This is a genomic window from Curtobacterium sp. MCBA15_009, from assembly GCF_001864895.1.
Lineage (GTDB): Bacteria > Actinomycetota > Actinomycetes > Actinomycetales > Microbacteriaceae > Curtobacterium.
The window spans coordinates 21893-36647 of the sequence record NZ_MJGO01000002.1 but is presented as its reverse complement, the minus strand read 5'-3'; the positions used below and the strand labels follow the sequence as shown (position 1 = coordinate 36647).

15 protein-coding genes and 1 tRNA gene are annotated in these 14755 nt (G+C 72.6%); 12 read left to right on the top strand and 4 right to left on the bottom strand.

Going from position 1 to position 14755, the window contains the following annotated elements:
* Positions 1–28 precede the first annotated feature (28 nt).
* A complete protein-coding gene (locus tag BIU97_RS00840; protein WP_071253083.1) occupies positions 29–2074 on the top strand; it encodes a cytochrome c oxidase assembly protein in 2046 nt (681 codons plus the stop codon).
* 21 nt (positions 2075–2095) lie between these two features.
* Here the strand turns inward: BIU97_RS00840 and BIU97_RS00835 are convergent, their stop codons facing one another.
* Positions 2096–2407, bottom strand: coding sequence for a hypothetical protein (locus tag BIU97_RS00835; RefSeq protein ID WP_139195832.1), 312 nt, complete (start codon positions 2405–2407; stop codon positions 2096–2098).
* 25 nt (positions 2408–2432) lie between these two features.
* Positions 2433–3521: a DUF6177 family protein gene (locus tag BIU97_RS00830; protein WP_071253086.1), complete on the bottom strand. Its 1089-nt coding sequence runs from the start codon at positions 3519–3521 to the stop codon at positions 2433–2435.
* A 198-nt stretch (positions 3522–3719) separates the two neighbouring features.
* Between BIU97_RS00830 and BIU97_RS00825 the strand changes: the two genes are divergently transcribed.
* Positions 3720–3790: transfer RNA gene (locus BIU97_RS00825), tRNA-Gly, on the top strand.
* Positions 3791–3983: 193 nt separating this feature from the next.
* On the opposite strand, the gene BIU97_RS00820 is transcribed toward BIU97_RS00825, so the two are convergent.
* The gene (locus tag BIU97_RS00820) at positions 3984–4190 is read right to left on the bottom strand and encodes a hypothetical protein (protein ID WP_139195831.1); all 207 of its coding nucleotides are present in this window, start codon (positions 4188–4190) and stop codon (positions 3984–3986) included.
* 241 nt (positions 4191–4431) lie between these two features.
* On the opposite strand from BIU97_RS00820, the gene BIU97_RS00815 reads away from it, so the two are divergent.
* The 5 genes from BIU97_RS00815 to BIU97_RS00795 all read left to right on the top strand — a co-directional run bounded on the left by BIU97_RS00815 (position 4432) and on the right by BIU97_RS00795 (position 8700).
* The gene (locus tag BIU97_RS00815) at positions 4432–4872 is read left to right on the top strand and encodes a cytidine deaminase family protein (RefSeq protein WP_071253201.1); all 441 of its coding nucleotides are present in this window, start codon (positions 4432–4434) and stop codon (positions 4870–4872) included.
* Positions 4873–5199: 327 nt separating this feature from the next.
* Positions 5200–5694 carry a hypothetical protein gene (locus BIU97_RS00810; protein WP_139195830.1) on the top strand — a complete coding sequence of 165 codons (495 nt, stop codon included), beginning with the start codon at positions 5200–5202 and terminating at the stop codon, positions 5692–5694.
* Positions 5691–6866, top strand: a complete 1176-nt coding sequence (locus BIU97_RS00805) for a zinc-dependent alcohol dehydrogenase (protein WP_071253093.1) — start codon at positions 5691–5693, stop codon at positions 6864–6866. Before BIU97_RS00810 ends, BIU97_RS00805 begins: the two co-directional genes overlap by 4 nt.
* Positions 6867–6910: 44 nt before the next feature.
* Positions 6911–8050 (top strand): glutathione-independent formaldehyde dehydrogenase, encoded by a 1140-nt coding sequence (locus BIU97_RS00800; RefSeq protein ID WP_071253095.1) that lies wholly within the window; start codon positions 6911–6913, stop codon positions 8048–8050.
* 8 nt (positions 8051–8058) lie between these two features.
* A complete protein-coding gene (locus BIU97_RS00795; protein ID WP_071253098.1) occupies positions 8059–8700 on the top strand; it encodes a DUF1345 domain-containing protein in 642 nt (213 codons plus the stop codon).
* Positions 8701–8755: 55 nt separating this feature from the next.
* Here the strand turns inward: BIU97_RS00795 and BIU97_RS00790 are convergent, their stop codons facing one another.
* Complete coding sequence (locus tag BIU97_RS00790) at positions 8756–9490, bottom strand: SDR family NAD(P)-dependent oxidoreductase (RefSeq protein WP_071253100.1); 735 nt, start codon at positions 9488–9490, stop codon at positions 8756–8758.
* 77 nt (positions 9491–9567) lie between these two features.
* Here BIU97_RS00790 and BIU97_RS00785 point away from each other — a divergent pair, with 77 nt between their 5' ends.
* The 5 genes from BIU97_RS00785 to BIU97_RS00765 all read left to right on the top strand — a co-directional run bounded on the left by BIU97_RS00785 (position 9568) and on the right by BIU97_RS00765 (position 14730).
* The gene (locus BIU97_RS00785; RefSeq protein WP_071253102.1) at positions 9568–10152 is read left to right on the top strand and encodes a TetR/AcrR family transcriptional regulator; all 585 of its coding nucleotides are present in this window, start codon (positions 9568–9570) and stop codon (positions 10150–10152) included.
* 69 nt (positions 10153–10221) lie between these two features.
* The gene (gene bla, locus BIU97_RS00780) at positions 10222–11172 is read left to right on the top strand and encodes a class A beta-lactamase (RefSeq protein WP_071253203.1); all 951 of its coding nucleotides are present in this window, start codon (positions 10222–10224) and stop codon (positions 11170–11172) included.
* A gap of 31 nt (positions 11173–11203) precedes the next feature.
* Positions 11204–12325, top strand: coding sequence for an FAD-dependent oxidoreductase (locus tag BIU97_RS00775; RefSeq protein ID WP_071253104.1), 1122 nt, complete (start codon positions 11204–11206; stop codon positions 12323–12325).
* A gap of 38 nt (positions 12326–12363) precedes the next feature.
* Positions 12364–13476 (top strand): glycerate kinase, encoded by a 1113-nt coding sequence (locus BIU97_RS00770; protein WP_071253205.1) that lies wholly within the window; start codon positions 12364–12366, stop codon positions 13474–13476.
* Positions 13477–13683: 207 nt separating this feature from the next.
* On the top strand, positions 13684–14730 hold the full coding sequence (locus BIU97_RS00765; protein WP_071253106.1) for an NAD(P)-dependent alcohol dehydrogenase: 1047 nt from the start codon (positions 13684–13686) through the stop codon (positions 14728–14730).
* Positions 14731–14755 lie beyond the last annotated feature (25 nt).

Genomic DNA, 14755 nt, shown 5'->3' with positions numbered 1-14755 from the left:
CAGGCCGAACGCCTACCATTGGACGGTCATGACCGTCACGTCACCCGAAACCCAGCCCGCCGGTCGGACGCCGGACTCCGCGCCGACCACCGCGCGGTCGTCCACCGTCGCGACGGTCCTCGTCGTCGCCGTTCCGCTCGCCGCCGCGTGCGCCGTGCTCGGCATGACGCTGACCGGCGCGTTCTCGGCCGGACAGCAGCTGGTGTCCGCCGGTGACCTCGTCGAGTACGGCCTGCCGATCGCCCGCGTCGTGCACGACACGATGGCGGCGCTCACCGTCGGGCTGCTCATCGTCGCAGCGTTCGCGCTGCCGGCCCAGAAGCAGGACCACGGAGCGGTGTCGAGCGTCCAGCACCGTGCTGCACGCTGGGCGGCGGTGACCGGTGCCGTCTGGTTCCTGGCAGCCATTGTGGGCCTCGTGTTCACCGGTGCGAACACGCTGGGCGTGCCGCTGACGAGTCCGGTCTTCGCCCGCAACTTCATGCTCTTCGCGTTCCAGGTCGAGATCGGTCAGGCGCTCGTCGTGTCGGCCGCCGCGATCCTCGCCGCCACCGTGCTCGCTGCGGCGGCGACCCGGGTCACGACGCTCGCCTTCGCGACGGTCGCCGGGCTGTTCGCCCTGCTGCCCCTGGCCCTCTCCGGGCACGCCGCCGGGTCGCTCGAGCACGCGAACGCCGTCAACTCGCTCGCCGTGCACCTCATCGCGGTGTGCGTCTGGGCGGGCGGGCTCGTCGCGGTGGTCGCGCTCCGCACCCGCACGAAGGGGGCGACCGGCCGCGTCGTCGCCCGTTACTCGACCCTGGCCGGCTGGGCGTTCGGCGCCGTCGCGTTCTCCGGCATCGTGAACGCCTCGCTGCGTCTGACCGGTCCGCTCGACCTCGTCACCACGACGTACGGCTGGCTCATCACGGTCAAGGCCGCGATCCTCGTGCTCCTCGGCGTCGCCGGGGTCATCCAGCGCCGACGGCTCGTGCCCGGGCTGCTCCGCGCGCCGCTCGACCGTGCGGCGTTCACCCGCTTCGCCCTCGCCGAGATCGTCTTCATGGCCGTCGCGATCGGTGTCTCCGTCGCGGTGTCGCGCTCGCAGCCGCCGATCCCGCAGACCCCGGAGACCGGCGAGGACACCCGCTCCGGCCTCATCGGGTTCCCGTTCCCGCCGGCGCAGACGGTGCACACGTACCTGACCCAGTGGCACATCGACTGGATGTGGCTCGGCCTCGCCGTCGTCGGGGCGGTCTGGTACCTGCTCGCGGTGCGGAAGCTCCGGCAGCGCGGCGACGCCTGGCCGGTCGGGCGCACCATCGCCTGGGTGATCGGGTGTGCGCTGTTCGCCTGGACCACGTCGGCCGGCCCCGCGGTCTACGGCATGATCCACTTCTCGTCGCACATGCTCCAGCACATGCTGCTGATGATGTTCGTCCCCTTGCCGCTCGTGCTCGGGGGTCCGGTGCTGCTCGCCATGCGCACGCTGCCGGTGCGGAACGACGGGTCCCGCGGCACCCGCGAGTGGCTGATGGCCTTCGTGCACTCGCGGTGGATGCAGTTCCTGGCGCAGCCCGCCGTCGCGGGGGTCATCTTCGCCGGCTCCCTCGTCGTGTTCTACTTCACGCCGGCGTACCAGGCCGCGATGCAGTCCCATGAGTGGCACGTCGCGATGATCGTGCACTTCGTGCTGAGCGGGTACCTGTTCTTCTGGGTCTTCGTCGGCGTCGACCCGGGTCCGAAGCGCCCGCCCTACCCGATCCTCATCATCGCGCTGCTCGCGACCCTGGCGTTCCACGCGTTCTTCGGCGTCGCGGTCATGACGTCGCAGTCGGTGTTCGCCGTGGACTGGTTCCACGCGCTCGGCCAGACGAACGACGCCGCGCTGCTCGACGACCAGCACACCGGCGGTGGCATCGCCTGGGGCGCGTCCGAGCTGCCGATGGTGTTCGTCGCCCTGCTCGTGGTCAAGAACTGGATCCGCACGGACGGCCGCGAGGCGAAGCGCCTCGACCGCAAGGCCGACCGGGACGGCGACGCCGACCTCAAGGCGTACAACGAGCGGCTCGCCGCGATGCGCGACCGCGACTGACGGCCCGCGACGACGGTCGCGTCAGTCGCCGTGCACGATGCACACCGCGTCGAGGTCCAGCGCGGCCTCGAGCGCGGCGGAGATGCCGGACTCACCGTCCGGGCCCGCCGGGGTCACCGTGTCCACCCACCACAGCGGGGTGGCGATCGGTGGGGCGTCCGGCAGGATCCGTTCGACCTCGTCCGGGGCGTCGACGCGGCGCACCCCGAGCACCGTGATGACCGGGTGCCCGGCGTCACGGCACACCTGCATCATCGGACCGTCGTCGAGGGCGCGCACGCCCCACGTCTCGTCGTGCAGCAGGAGCGCCTCGGCGACCTCGCGCGTCTCCACCGGCTGTCGGCAGAGGATCGTGACGTCACGCGGCACCGCGACCGCCCGCCACCCGGGACTCGCGGACGTGGCCGTCGAGGGCGCCCTCGTCGTGTGCGGGGTCGAGCGGCGCTCCGCCGACGAGCCGCAGGAAGCGGTCCTCGTCGATGCGGTCGAGGAACGACTCGAGGGCTTCCCAGCCGTCCTCGAACCGGATGATCATGCCGCCGTCGTCGGTGCCCGCGCCGGTCCGCGTCCCGAAGGACGCGATCGTCGTGCGCGGCGGGGGCCAGGTGCCGTCGCGGTCGAGGAAGGCGACGGCCTCCGGACCGACGACCACGGCGAGCGGCGTCGGTTCACCGTGCGAGACCGCCCGCACCAGGTGGTCGGCGTCTCCGCGACGCTGCATGACGACGCCGAAGACCGGGACGACCTGGTCGGCGACCTGCTGCACGGCGGTGAACAGCCGGTCCGCCAGGTCGGGGTCGGCGTCCGCCTCGGGGACCGTGAGGGCAGCCGACATCGTCTCGACGACCACGCCGTCCACCAGGTGTGCGGTCATCGTCGCCGAGAACCCCTCGCCCACCGCGTACGACGTGGAGACCCCGGGGGCCTCGTGCTTCGCGTACTGCGTCACGACCCAGCGGTCCCACGGCACCGCGAGCGGCTCCGCCGTGCCCCAGCGCGTCGGGCAGGTGCCGACCGTGTGGCACAGGGCCTCGATCGCGGAGCCCATGTCCACCGCGCGTTCCGGGTGGTGGCGCAGGGTCAGGTCGATGCTGATCTGGCGGACCGAGCCGTCGGACACGGGGTGCTCCGGTGCGGGCGCACCCACGAGCTCCGGGGCGACGTGCACGAAGTCCTCGACGCCGGAGGCGGCGACCCCCGTCCGCCCGTCCCGCAGGCGTCCGTCCGGGCCGGCCACGACCCACGCGGCGCCGTACGCGCCCAACGCGTGCCGCAGGGCGGGGGTGATGGCTGCCTCCTGGCCGGTGCGGAGCACGACCGTGCGTCCGGCGTCCGCAGCGCGGCGGAGCAGCGAGGCGAACGCCTCGGTCAGCCACACGACGGGCGAAGCGGAGTCGACCACGAGGGCGGTGCCCACCACGTCGTCGATGAGGGGATGCCTGACCATCCGGGTCCTCCTCGGTCTGCTGGCGCTCGGACTCCCTGGACGGTACACACGACGACGACACGTGTCCGTCGGACCGGCGGGCTCACAGCGGAGACACGGGAGGCCCGGATCGCCTCGGCAGGACGGCGCACGGTGCGCGCTCGGCTGGCTTCCAGCGGAGAATCCGCTAGGCTTGCCACGTCCCGCTCGGCGGGGTGCGCGAGTGTAGTTCAATGGTAGAACTCCAGCTTCCCAAGCTGGTAGCGCGGGTTCGATTCCCGTCACTCGCTCTGGATCGAAGGGCCGCCCGGTGGGCGGCCCTTCTGCGTTGCCGGGTCGTGCTGCCGGTCCCCTCGGCGCAGTGCGGCCGGACCGCGTCGATCGCCTTCGACGGGAGCGCTCCTCGTCGCCGCTCCGCCGGCGCTCCGGCTGTCTCGGTGACCGATCGCTCACCGGTCCCGCAGGGGTGCCGTTCGTCGTGGCTCACTTCTTCTCGTACGTGCTCCAGTAGCGGGCGAGCGCCGCTCGGCTCGGTCGCGCCGTGGTGGACACGACGAGAGCGAACCCGATGAAGACGACGAGGAACGCCGCCAGACGGTCGAGCCTGCCGCCCGAGTGGGCCATCACGACGAAGCCGACGACGATGACCAGTGCACCCAGTGTCACGAGCACGACGCGTCGAGGGGTCATGCGTGCGAACCCACCGTCACCGTGGTGCGGCTGCCCCCGACCCTCCCCGACGGGCGATGGCAGCTGCAGCACCATCTGGCGGTGGCGGGCTCCTCGACGACCACGGTCGGCGGCGACCGGTACCAGGGACCCGTGACGAACGTGTCCGCGGTCCTGGTCCTGCTGGTGACGGCTCGGTGCCGGCTCGGTGACGGCCGCCGGGCCGGGCGCTGCCGTCCCCTCGGCGCAGTACGGTCGGACCATGTCGACCGATTTCCCCGCCTCTGCGACCACGCTGACCGACGACGACCACGCGCTCATCGAGGTCGCCCGCTCGACCATCGACGCCACGACGGACGCCGGCCCCGACGAGGACGGCGTGCACACCATGGGCGCGGCCGTGCGCAGCGCCGACGGGCGGGTCTTCGCCGGCGTGAACGTGCACCACTTCACCGGGGGTCCCTGCGCCGAGCTCGTCGCCATCGGTGCCGCACGGGCCGGTGGCGCGACCGAGCTCACCGCGATCGTCGCGGTCGGCAACCACGGTCGGGGTGTGACGAGCCCCTGCGGTCGCGATCGCCAGGTCCTCGTCGACCTCCACCCGGACATCCGCGTGGTCCTGCCCGGGCCGGACGGGCTGGTGAGCGTCGCCGCACGCGACCTGCTGCCGCTGGCGTACGACCACCGCGCCGAACAGGTCTGACGGCACCCGGAGCGGAAACGGCCGTTCTGCCTGAGGGGTCTTGCAGCATCGGCCGAGCGCGGCGCACACTGTGACGGCGGAGGAGAGGCTCGATCGAGTGCCGATCTGACACTCCTCGCCCCGCCCCGTCATCCAGTAGTTCCGCATCGAAGCGACTCAGGAGACCACGATGAACCATGTATTCGTCGTCGGGAACACGATGACCTCGGGAACGCCGAGCGGCCCGACCCGCCGGCCGAGGAAAGACGGGCGGCTGCGACCGCCCGTCGACGACCACCACGGACCCGGCAGTGCCGCGGCCGGGCAGAACGCGACCGGAGGCCCCCGGTGAGGGCGGCATCGGCCGGAGCCGTGGCGCTGGCCGTCGCGAGCGGAGCGGCGGTCCTCGTCGAGCGGCACCGGTTCCGGTCGGCGTCCCGAGCGGGTGGACCGTCGGGGCACGGGTCCGAGTCCCGGTGGTACGCGGTCACGGTCAACCGTGCACGCCACGAGGTCTGGCCGGACGGCGAGGTCCCCGCGCCGCTCCGCTCTGCGGGACCGGACGTCGAGATCGAGCTGCGTGCCGCACCCGGTGACAAGGGGACCGAGGTCCGAGCGCGCTTCCGCGACCCCCGCGGCTCCGACGGGACGACCCGCGGGCGGGCGGCTGCGACCGAACGCGTGCGACGGCTGCGGCGAGCGCTCCGCGAGGCGAAGCAACTCGTCGAGGTCGGCGAGGTCCTGCGCGTCGACCCGGTGCCCCACGGGGAACGGAAGCGCACACCGTTCGGAGCGGCCGTCGAGTGGGCGACCGACCGAGGGCCAGAGGAGGGGTTGCTGTGAAGGCGTTGTGCTGGGAGGGCGTGAACGAGGTCGGCGTCGAGACGGTCGACGACCCACGCATCCTCAACGACCGGGACGTGATCGTCAAGGTGCGACTGAGCACCACGTGCGGCTCGGACCTGCACCTGCTCGGCGGCTACATCCCGACCATGCGGTCGGGGGACGTCCTCGGGCACGAGTTCATGGGCGAGGTCGTCGAGGTCGGTTCCGCTGTGCGGAAGCACCGCGTGGGCGACCGGGTGGTGGTCTGCTCGTTCATCGCGTGCGGGCAGTGCTGGTACTGCGAGCACGAGCTGTTCTCGCTCTGCGACAACGGCAACCCGAACCCGGCGATCACGGAGACGCTCTGGGGCTCGTCGATCGGCGGGTGCTTCGCGTACAGCCACGCACTGGGCGGGTACGCCGGCAGCCACGCCGAGTACATCCGCGTGCCCTACGCCGACCAGGGAGCGTTCAGCGTCCCGGACGGTGTGTCGGACACGGCAGCGCTGTTCGCGTCCGATGCCGCTCCGACCGGCTGGACGGGAGCGGACCTCGCCGGCATCACGCCGGGTGACACGGTCGCGGTGTGGGGAGCGGGCGGGGTCGGGCAGATGGCTGCGCGGGCCGCGATGCTGCTGGGCGCCGAGCAGGTCGTCGTGATCGACAGCCTGCCCGAACGTCTCGAGCAGGTCCGTCGGTACATCGGCGCGGAGACGCTCGACTCCTCGGAGGGCGAGGTCCTCGTGGACCTGCGGGAGCGCACGGGGGGCCGCGGCCCCGACGTGTGCATCGAAGCCGTCGGCATGGAGGCGCACGGGACCGGACCGCTGGCCCTGTACGACCAGGTCAAGCAGCAGCTCCGTCTCGAGTCCGACCGACCCACGGCCCTGCGTGAGGCGATCTACGCCTGCCGCAAGGGCGGCAGCCTGTTCGCGCTCGGTGTCTTCGGGGGCCTGGTGGACAAGTTCCCGTTCGGAGCGGTCATGAACAAGGGCCTGACCGTCCGCGGCGCCCAGCAGCACGGACACCGCTACATCCCGACGATCCTCGAGCGCATCGCGGCCGGGGACATCGAGACCGAACACCTCGCGACGCACCTCTTGACGCTCGACGACGGTCCGAAGGGCTACGAGATGTTCAAGAACAAGGAAGACGGCTGCGTCCGCGCCGTCTTCCAGCCCGGCGCATGAGCCCGGACTCCTCGAAGCAGTGACACTGAGAGTGAGGAAGCACCATGAAGGCAGTCGTGTACGACGGTCCACGGACCGTGGAGGTCCGGGACGTCCCTGACGCCCGGATCGAACGCCCCACCGATGTCCTGGTCAGGATCACGACCACGAACATCTGCGGCTCCGACCTGCACATGTACGAGGGCAGGACCGACTTCGAGACCGGACGCTGGTTCGGTCACGAGAACATGGGGCAGGTCGTCGAGGTCGGTGACGCGGTCGACAAGGTGAGGATCGGCGACTACGTCGTCATCCCGTTCAACGTCGCCTGCGGGCACTGCAAGAACTGCGAGCGGGGGCTGACCAACTACTGTCTCACCGCGCAGCCCGAGCCCGCGTGGGCCGGTGCCGCGTACGGCTTCGCCGACATGGGCCCGTGGGCGGGTGGCCAGGCCGAGCTGCTCCGGGTCCCCTGGGGCGACTTCAACTGCCTGCGGCTCGGTGAGGACGCGGAGGAGAAGCAGACCGACTACGTGATGCTCTCCGACATCTTCCCGACCGGGTACCACGCGACCGAGATGGCCGGTGTGCGTCCGGGCGACCAGACGGTCATCTACGGCGCGGGGCCGGTGGGCTGCATGGCCGCCTACTCCGCCATCCTCAAGGGAGCGAGCAAGGTGATGGTCGTCGACCGCCACCCGGACCGACTGCGGAAGATCGAGGAGATCGGTGCGGTGCCGATCGACGACTCCGCGGTCGACCCGGTGGAGGCCGTGAACGAGCTGACGATGGGCCTCGGAGCCGACAACGGGTGCGAGTGCGTGGGCTACCAGGCGCACGATCCGGACGGGACGGAACACCCGGACGCGACCCTGAACCGCCTCGTGCAGTCCGTGCGCTTCACGGGCCGCATCGGGGTGGTCGGGGTGTTCGTGCCACAGGACCCGGGCGGGCCGGACGAGCTGGCGAAGTCCGGCCGGGTCGCGTTCGACTTCGGGCAGTTCTGGTTCCGCGGTCAGACGATGGGCACGGGGCAGTGCCCGGTCAAGCGGTACAACCGGCCCCTCCGCGACCTCATCGCGGCGGGGAAGGCCACGCCGTCGTGGATCGTGAGCCACGAGCTCTCCCTCGACGAGGCACCCGACGCGTACGAGCACTTCGACAGCCGCGAAGCAGGCTGGACGAAGGTCGTCCTGCACCCCTGAGGCCTGTCGTGTCCGATCGGATCCTCTCCGCCCGGCGCGCAGGCGCGTGCGTCGCGGTCGGCGTGGTGGCCGGCGTCCTCGTGGGTGTCACCGCGTCGCCCGCGCTCACGCCACTCGTGGCGTGGTGCGCGGCCGGCACCACCGCCCTCGTGGGGGTCTGGGCGCAGTGCTGGCGGCAGGACGCCGCCGGCACGCGACGACTGGCAGAGGAGGAGTCCTCGTCGCGGGTCACCGACGACGCCATCGTCATCGCCTGCCTCGTGAGCATCGTCGCCGTCGTCATCGCGCTCCTGCGGTCCCGCGACCAGAGCGGCCAGCCGGAGTCGGTCGCCCTGGTGGTGCTCGGTGTCCTCGGCACGATGGTGGCGTGGGCACTCGTGAACACGGTCTACGCCCTGAAGTACGCCCGCATGTACTACCTGGACCACGACCACGACGGGTTCGACGTCCGACAGGAGGCACCTCCGACGTACAGCGACTTCGCGTACTTCGCCTTCACGGTCGGCATGTCGTACACGGGACCCGAGATCGAGGCGACGGCCACCGCGGTCCGCCGCAAGGTGCTCCCGCACGCGCTCCTGTCGTACTTCTTCGGCACCGTCCTCATCGCGGTCGCGATCAACCTCGTCACGAACCTCGGACAGGGCTGACCGCGACCGTGGCACGGGTCCCGAGGGTCCGACCGGGCCCTCGGGACCCGTGCGCTCAGACCGCGATCCGCCCGCCGTCGACCGGCAGGACCGCGCCGTGCACGAACGACGCCGCGTCGGTGGTCAGGAACACGACGGCCTGGGCGACCTCGTCGGCGGTGCCGGGGCGTCCGGCGGGGCCGGCCGCGGCGAGCTGGTCGAGGGCTTCACCCATGGCTGCGGTGCCCTCGGTCCGGGTCGGGCCGGGGCTCACGGCGTTGACCCGCACGCCGGCGGGCCCGAACTCGGCGGCCCACGACTTCGTCAGCAGCACGAGTGCGGCCTTCGTCGAACCGTAGAGGCCCATGCCGGCGGCGCCGAACTCGGCGACCATCGTGGTGACGTTCACGATCGCACCCGTGCCGCGCTCGGCCATGCCCGGGGCGAGCGCGGCGACGAGGAAGTACGGCGCCTTGACGTTGGTCGCGTAGACCTCGTCGAACCCCTCCGGCGTCGTCTCGGCGGTCGGTCCGAAGGGGAAGATCCCGGCGCTGTTCACGAGGACGTCGATCGTGCCACCGCCGATCTCGAGGGCCGCGGCGGCGAGGGCCTGCGCGCCGGCGGCGTCGCGCAGGTCGGCCTGGACGAAGTCGGCCTGCCCGCCGGCGGCACGGATCGAGCGGACGACCTCGTCGCCCCGTTCGGCGCTGCGTCCGGAGACGACGACGTGCACCCCCTGGGCGGCGAGGAGGTCGGCGGTGGCGCGGCCGATGCCGCTGGTGGCGCCGGTGACGAGAGCTGTGGTGGTCATGAGCGGTCCTGTCTGAACAGATCGGTTCGGTTACGTGGTGCTGGAAACTGTACAGATCGGTGCAGTAAAGTCAAACCATGACCGACTCGACGGCACCGCGCACCCGACGACGTCCCGCGTACGAACGTGCCGTCGCCACCGCGGACCGGCTCTTCTACGAGCAGGGCATCCAGGCCGTGGGGGTCGACCAGGTCGCCGCCGCGGCGAACATCTCGAAGGCGAGCCTGTACACGCACTTCCGCACGAAGGACGACCTGGTGCTCGGGTACCTGCGCGGCCGCAGCGCCTCGTGGCAGGCGCACGTGGCCGAGGAACTCCCGCGGCGCGGCGCGACCGCGGCGGAGCGGGTCCTCGCCGTGTTCGACCTGCTCGGCGAGTGGTTCGACGAGCCCGGCTACCGCGGTTGCCCGTTCATCAACGTCGAGGCGGAGTACGGCACCGACCGCCCGACGCACGCGGTGACGCTCGAGCACCGCGACTGGGTGCGCGACCTCTTCACCACACTGCTGACCGACGCCGGGCACGACGACCCCGCGACGACGGCCCTGCAGCTCTGCCTGCTCTACGACGGGGCCATGGCGAGCGCACAGGCCGATCCGTCCCGCCCCTGGGCCGCCGCGGCGCGCCGGGCCGCCGAGGGGATGCTGCGCTCCGAGCGGTGACCTCCGAGCGGTGACCTCCGAGCGGTGACCTCCGACCTGCTGCGCAGGTGCGTGCGCCAGGGTGCGGACATGCGCCTCCACCTGCCCCGCGTGCTCGTCGGGACGATCGCCGCCCTCGCCCTGACCGGGTGCACGGGCGGCGGCACCCCGGCCGCGAGCGGTCCCGCGACCCCGACCACCTCCCAGCCGACCACGTCCGTGCCCACGGCGAGCGCCGCACCCGTCGACCAGGACCGGGTGGACCGGGCGCTCGCCGCCCTCGAGCAGCGGTACGACGCCACGGTCGGCGTCGTCGCGACCGACACCGGCACGGGTGCGACCGTGTCGTACCGGGCGGACCGGCGGTTCGGCTACGCGTCGACGATCAAGGTCCTGGCGGCAGCGGCGTTCCTGCGGTCGGTCCCCGTCGCCGAGCGCTCCGCGGTCGTGCACTGGACCGCGGCGGACGTCGCCGCTGCCGGGTACTCCCCGGTGACCGAGCAGCACGTGGCCGACGGGCTACCGTCGGACGAGGTCGCCGAGGCAGCCGTCCGGATGAGCGACAACACCGCGCTGAACGTGCTGCTCGACCGCATCGGCGGCCCGGCTGCCCTGGACGCCGCACTCGCCGACCTCGGCGACACGACGACCGAGGTGGTGCACGGCGAACCCGACCTCAACACGATCGAGCCCGGCAGCACCGAGGACACGACGACCCCGGCGGCGTTCGCGGCGGTCCTGGCTCGGGTGCTCGACGGTCGCACCCTCGGCCGGGCGGACACGGCCCTGCTCACCGACTGGATGAGCGGGAACGCCACGGGTGACGCGCTCGTCCGTGCCGGTGCCCCGGACGGCAGGGTCGTCGCCGACAAGTCCGGTGGCGCCGGTCCGATCCGGAACGACGTCGCCCGGGTGACCCGGCCCGACGGCGACCCGGTCGTCATCGCGGTGCTGACCACCCGGAACGACCCGGACGAGCCGTACGACGACGCACTCGTGGCCGAGTCCGCGCGCGTCGCGCTCGCCGCCCTCGACCACTGACGTCGGCGGGACCGGCAACTACGCTCGGTGCATGCCCCACGAAGACGGAACCCACGGCGACGGCGGCCACGTGGTCGTCGGCGGTGGCGTGCTCGGCGCCGCGACCGCGTACGCCCTGACCGCCCGGGGCGAGCGGGTGCTCCTGCTCGAGCAGCACGGACGTGGTCACGAGCACGGGTCCTCGCACGGGGCGACCCGGATCTTCCGACAGGGCTACGCGGACGCCGAGTACGTCGCGCTGACCACACGGGCCCTGGAGCGGTGGGAGGCGCTCGAGGCCGCCGCGGGACAGGAGCTCGTCGTGCGCACGGGCGCGGTCGACCACGGCCGCCCCGAGGTCGTCGACGCCATCGCCGCGGCGCTGGCGGACGCGGGCATCCCGCACGAGCGGCTCTCCCCCGAGGCCGCGGCGGCGCGCTGGCCGGGCATCGCGTTCGAGGGGCACGTGCTCGCCCACGCCACCGCCGGTCGGATCCGGTCGGCCGCGGCGATCGAGGCCCTGCTCACCCTGGCCGAGCGGACCGGCCTCGCCGAGCTGCGCTTCGGGACACGGGTCACCGACGTCGAGGACCACGGTGACACCGTCTCGGTGACGCTGTCCGACGGCTCCGCCCACCGCACCCGGTCCCTGGTGGCCGCGGTGGGCTCGTGGGCCCCCGCGCTGGTGGGCGACCTGCTCGCGGCTCGCGGGGCGGGCCTCCCGGCCATCCGCGTCACCCAGGAGCAGCCGGCGCACTTCCCCAGCCACCTGCCGGACGCGGCGTGGCCGAGCTTCGTGCACTGGGCCGACGGCGACGACGTGTACGGGCTGCTCACCCCGGGCGAGGGCGTCAAGGTCGGTTTCCACGGCACCGGCCCCGTCGTCGACCCCGACCACCGGGACACCACCCCGGTCGCGGCGGAGGCGGAGCGACTGCAGGCGTACGTCGCACGGTTCGTCCCGGGCGTCGACGCGACGAAGCCGACCTTCATCAGCTGCCTGTACGACAACTCCCCCGACGAGGACTTCGTCATCGACCGGCGGGGGCCGGTCACGGTGGCGACCGGGTCGTCCGGGCACGGCTTCAAGTTCGCGCCGCTGCTCGGCGAGGTGCTCGCCGACCTCGCGACCGGTGGGGCGACGCACCCGCGGTTCGCGCTGCCCGTCAGCTGACGCCCGGCAGCACGCCGACCGCCGCTACGGTGGAGGTCGTGCGCATCATCGTGGCTCCGGACTCGTTCAAGGGCACCGCGTCCGCGGCGTCCGTCGCAGCGGCGGTCGCCGACGGGTGGCGGACCGAGCGCCCGGAGGACGACCTCGTGCTCGCGCCGATGGCCGACGGCGGCGAGGGCACGCTCGACGCCTTCGCCACCGCGTTCCCCGGAGCGGTCCGGGTGCCCGTCACGGTCACCGGTCCGGCGGGCACCCCCGTCGACACGACCTGGCTGCGGCTGCCCGACGGCCGCGCGGTCGTCGAACTCGCGGCGACGAGCGGCCTGCCCCTGTTGACGGAACCGCTGCCGGACACCGCGACGAGCCGGGGCTTCGGCGAGGCCATCGCCGCCGCGCTCGACGCCGGGGCGACCGGCCTGGTGCTCGGCATCGGCGGCAGCGCCTCGACGGACGGCGGCGCCGACGCGCTGGTCGCGCTCGGGGCGATCGTCCACCGCGAGCCCGCGGTCGGTTCGCCGCGGCGGCTGCGACAGGGTGCGGAGCTCCTCGACGACGTCACCGCCGTCGACACGACCCACCTGCACCGTCTCCCGGAGGGCGGTGCCGTCGTGCTCACCGACGTCACGTCGCCCCTGCTCGGACCGGACGGCGCGGCGGCGGTGTTCGGCCCGCAGAAGGGCATCACGCCCGACCGGGTCCCCGTGTTCGCGACCCGGTTGGCCGACTGGGCACGGTGCTTCCCCGACGTCGACCCGACGACCCCCGGAGCGGGCGCGGCCGGCGGTGTCGGCTTCGCGCTGCTCGCCTGGGGTGCGACGCCGTCGTCCGGGGCCGAGGGCATCGCCGAGGTGCTCGGGCTGCCGGCGCTCCTCGACGGCGCGGACGTGGTGGTCACGGGCGAGGGCCGGTACGACGCACAGTCCGCCGCCGGCAAGGTGCCGAGCGTGGTGCGCGCGCTCGCGACCACCCACGCGCCGGAGGCCCGGGTGCTGCTCGTCGCCGGGGACATCGACGCCCCGCTCGACGACTTCGACGCCGCGGCCTCGCTCACCGTGCTGGCGACGCAGACCACCGGCGAGCCGGACGACGCCCTCGCCGACCCGCTGCGCTTCGCCCGGATCGCCGGTCAGCGGCTGGCCCGACTGGCCTGACCCCGGCCGCCGGTCAGCGGCTGGCCCGGCTGGCCTGACCCCGGATCGCCGGTCAGCGGCTGGCCCGGCTGGCCTGACGCCGGTCACCGACGCGCCCGACCGCGGCACGAGGGGTGCCCCACCTGGGCCTCCCTCCGGATGGCGCGCTCCACCAGACTGGAGACGGGCCGCACCCGGTCCGCTCCCCCTTCCCCCACGAGGAGACCCATGCGCACCGTCAACGCGTACGCGGCACCGTCCGCCACCGAGCCGCTCGTCAAGACCACCATCACCCGTCGTGACGTCGGACCGAACGACGTCGAGATCGACATCGCCTACGCCGGCATCTGCCACTCGGACATCCACACCGTCCGCGGCGAGTGGGGCGAGATCCAGTACCCGCAGGTCGTCGGCCACGAGATCGTCGGCCACGTCTCGGCCGTCGGCGACGCCGTCACGAAGCACAAGGTCGGCGACCGTGTCGGCGTCGGCTGCATGGTGAACTCCTGCGGCGAGTGCGAGCAGTGCCTCGCCGGCCAGGAGCAGTACTGCCTCAAGGGCAACATCGGCACCTACACGAGCGTCGACCCCGCCGACGGCTCGATCACCCAGGGCGGCTACTCGCAGGCGATCGTCGTGGACCAGGACTTCGTCCTCCGCGTCCCAGAGTCGCTCGACATCGAGAAGGTCGCGCCGCTGCTCTGCGCCGGCATCACCACCTACTCGCCGCTGCACCACTGGAAGGCCGGCCCCGGGACGAAGGTCGCCGTCGTCGGCATGGGCGGCCTCGGCCACATGGCCGTCAAGATCGCCGTCGCGCTCGGCGCCGAGGTCACCGTCCTGTCGCAGACCACCTCGAAGCAGGAGGACTCGCTCCGCTACGGCGCGAAGGCCCACTACGCGACGAAGGACCCGGAGACGTTCGAGAAGCTCGCGAACTCGTTCGAGCTCATCATCAACACCGTCTCGGCGAAGATCCCGATGGGCGCGTACCTCGGCCTGCTCAAGGTCGACGGCACGCTCGTCAACGTCGGCGCCCCGTCCGAGCCGCTCGAGGTCCCGGCGTTCGCCCTCATCCCGCGTCGGCTCAGCTGGGCCGGTTCGGCGATCGGCGGCATCCGCGAGACCCAGCAGATGCTCGACTTCTGCGCCGAGCACGACATCCTGCCGGAGACCGAGCTCATCAGCGCCGACCAGATCAACGAGGCCTACGAGCGCGTCCTCAGCTCGGACGTCCGCTACCGCTTCGTCATCGACGCGGCCACGCTGGCCTAGTCGGTACCACCTGACGGACAGGAGG

Coding starts and splice junctions, on each gene's coding strand:
- BIU97_RS00790 (WP_071253100.1), bottom strand. CDS start 9,490: ATGACCACCACAGCTCTCGTCACCGGCGCCACCAGCGGCATCGGCCGC.
- BIU97_RS00820 (WP_139195831.1), bottom strand. CDS start 4,190: ATGACCCCTCGACGCGTCGTGCTCGTGACACTGGGTGCACTGGTCATC.
- BIU97_RS00785 (WP_071253102.1), top strand. CDS start 9,568: ATGACCGACTCGACGGCACCGCGCACCCGACGACGTCCCGCGTACGAA.
- bla (WP_071253203.1), top strand. CDS start 10,222: ATGCGCCTCCACCTGCCCCGCGTGCTCGTCGGGACGATCGCCGCCCTC.
- BIU97_RS00800 (WP_071253095.1), top strand. CDS start 6,911: ATGAAGGCAGTCGTGTACGACGGTCCACGGACCGTGGAGGTCCGGGAC.
- BIU97_RS00840 (WP_071253083.1), top strand. CDS start 29: ATGACCGTCACGTCACCCGAAACCCAGCCCGCCGGTCGGACGCCGGAC.
- BIU97_RS00775 (WP_071253104.1), top strand. CDS start 11,204: ATGCCCCACGAAGACGGAACCCACGGCGACGGCGGCCACGTGGTCGTC.
- BIU97_RS00765 (WP_071253106.1), top strand. CDS start 13,684: ATGCGCACCGTCAACGCGTACGCGGCACCGTCCGCCACCGAGCCGCTC.
- BIU97_RS00815 (WP_071253201.1), top strand. CDS start 4,432: ATGTCGACCGATTTCCCCGCCTCTGCGACCACGCTGACCGACGACGAC.
- BIU97_RS00830 (WP_071253086.1), bottom strand. CDS start 3,521: ATGGTCAGGCATCCCCTCATCGACGACGTGGTGGGCACCGCCCTCGTG.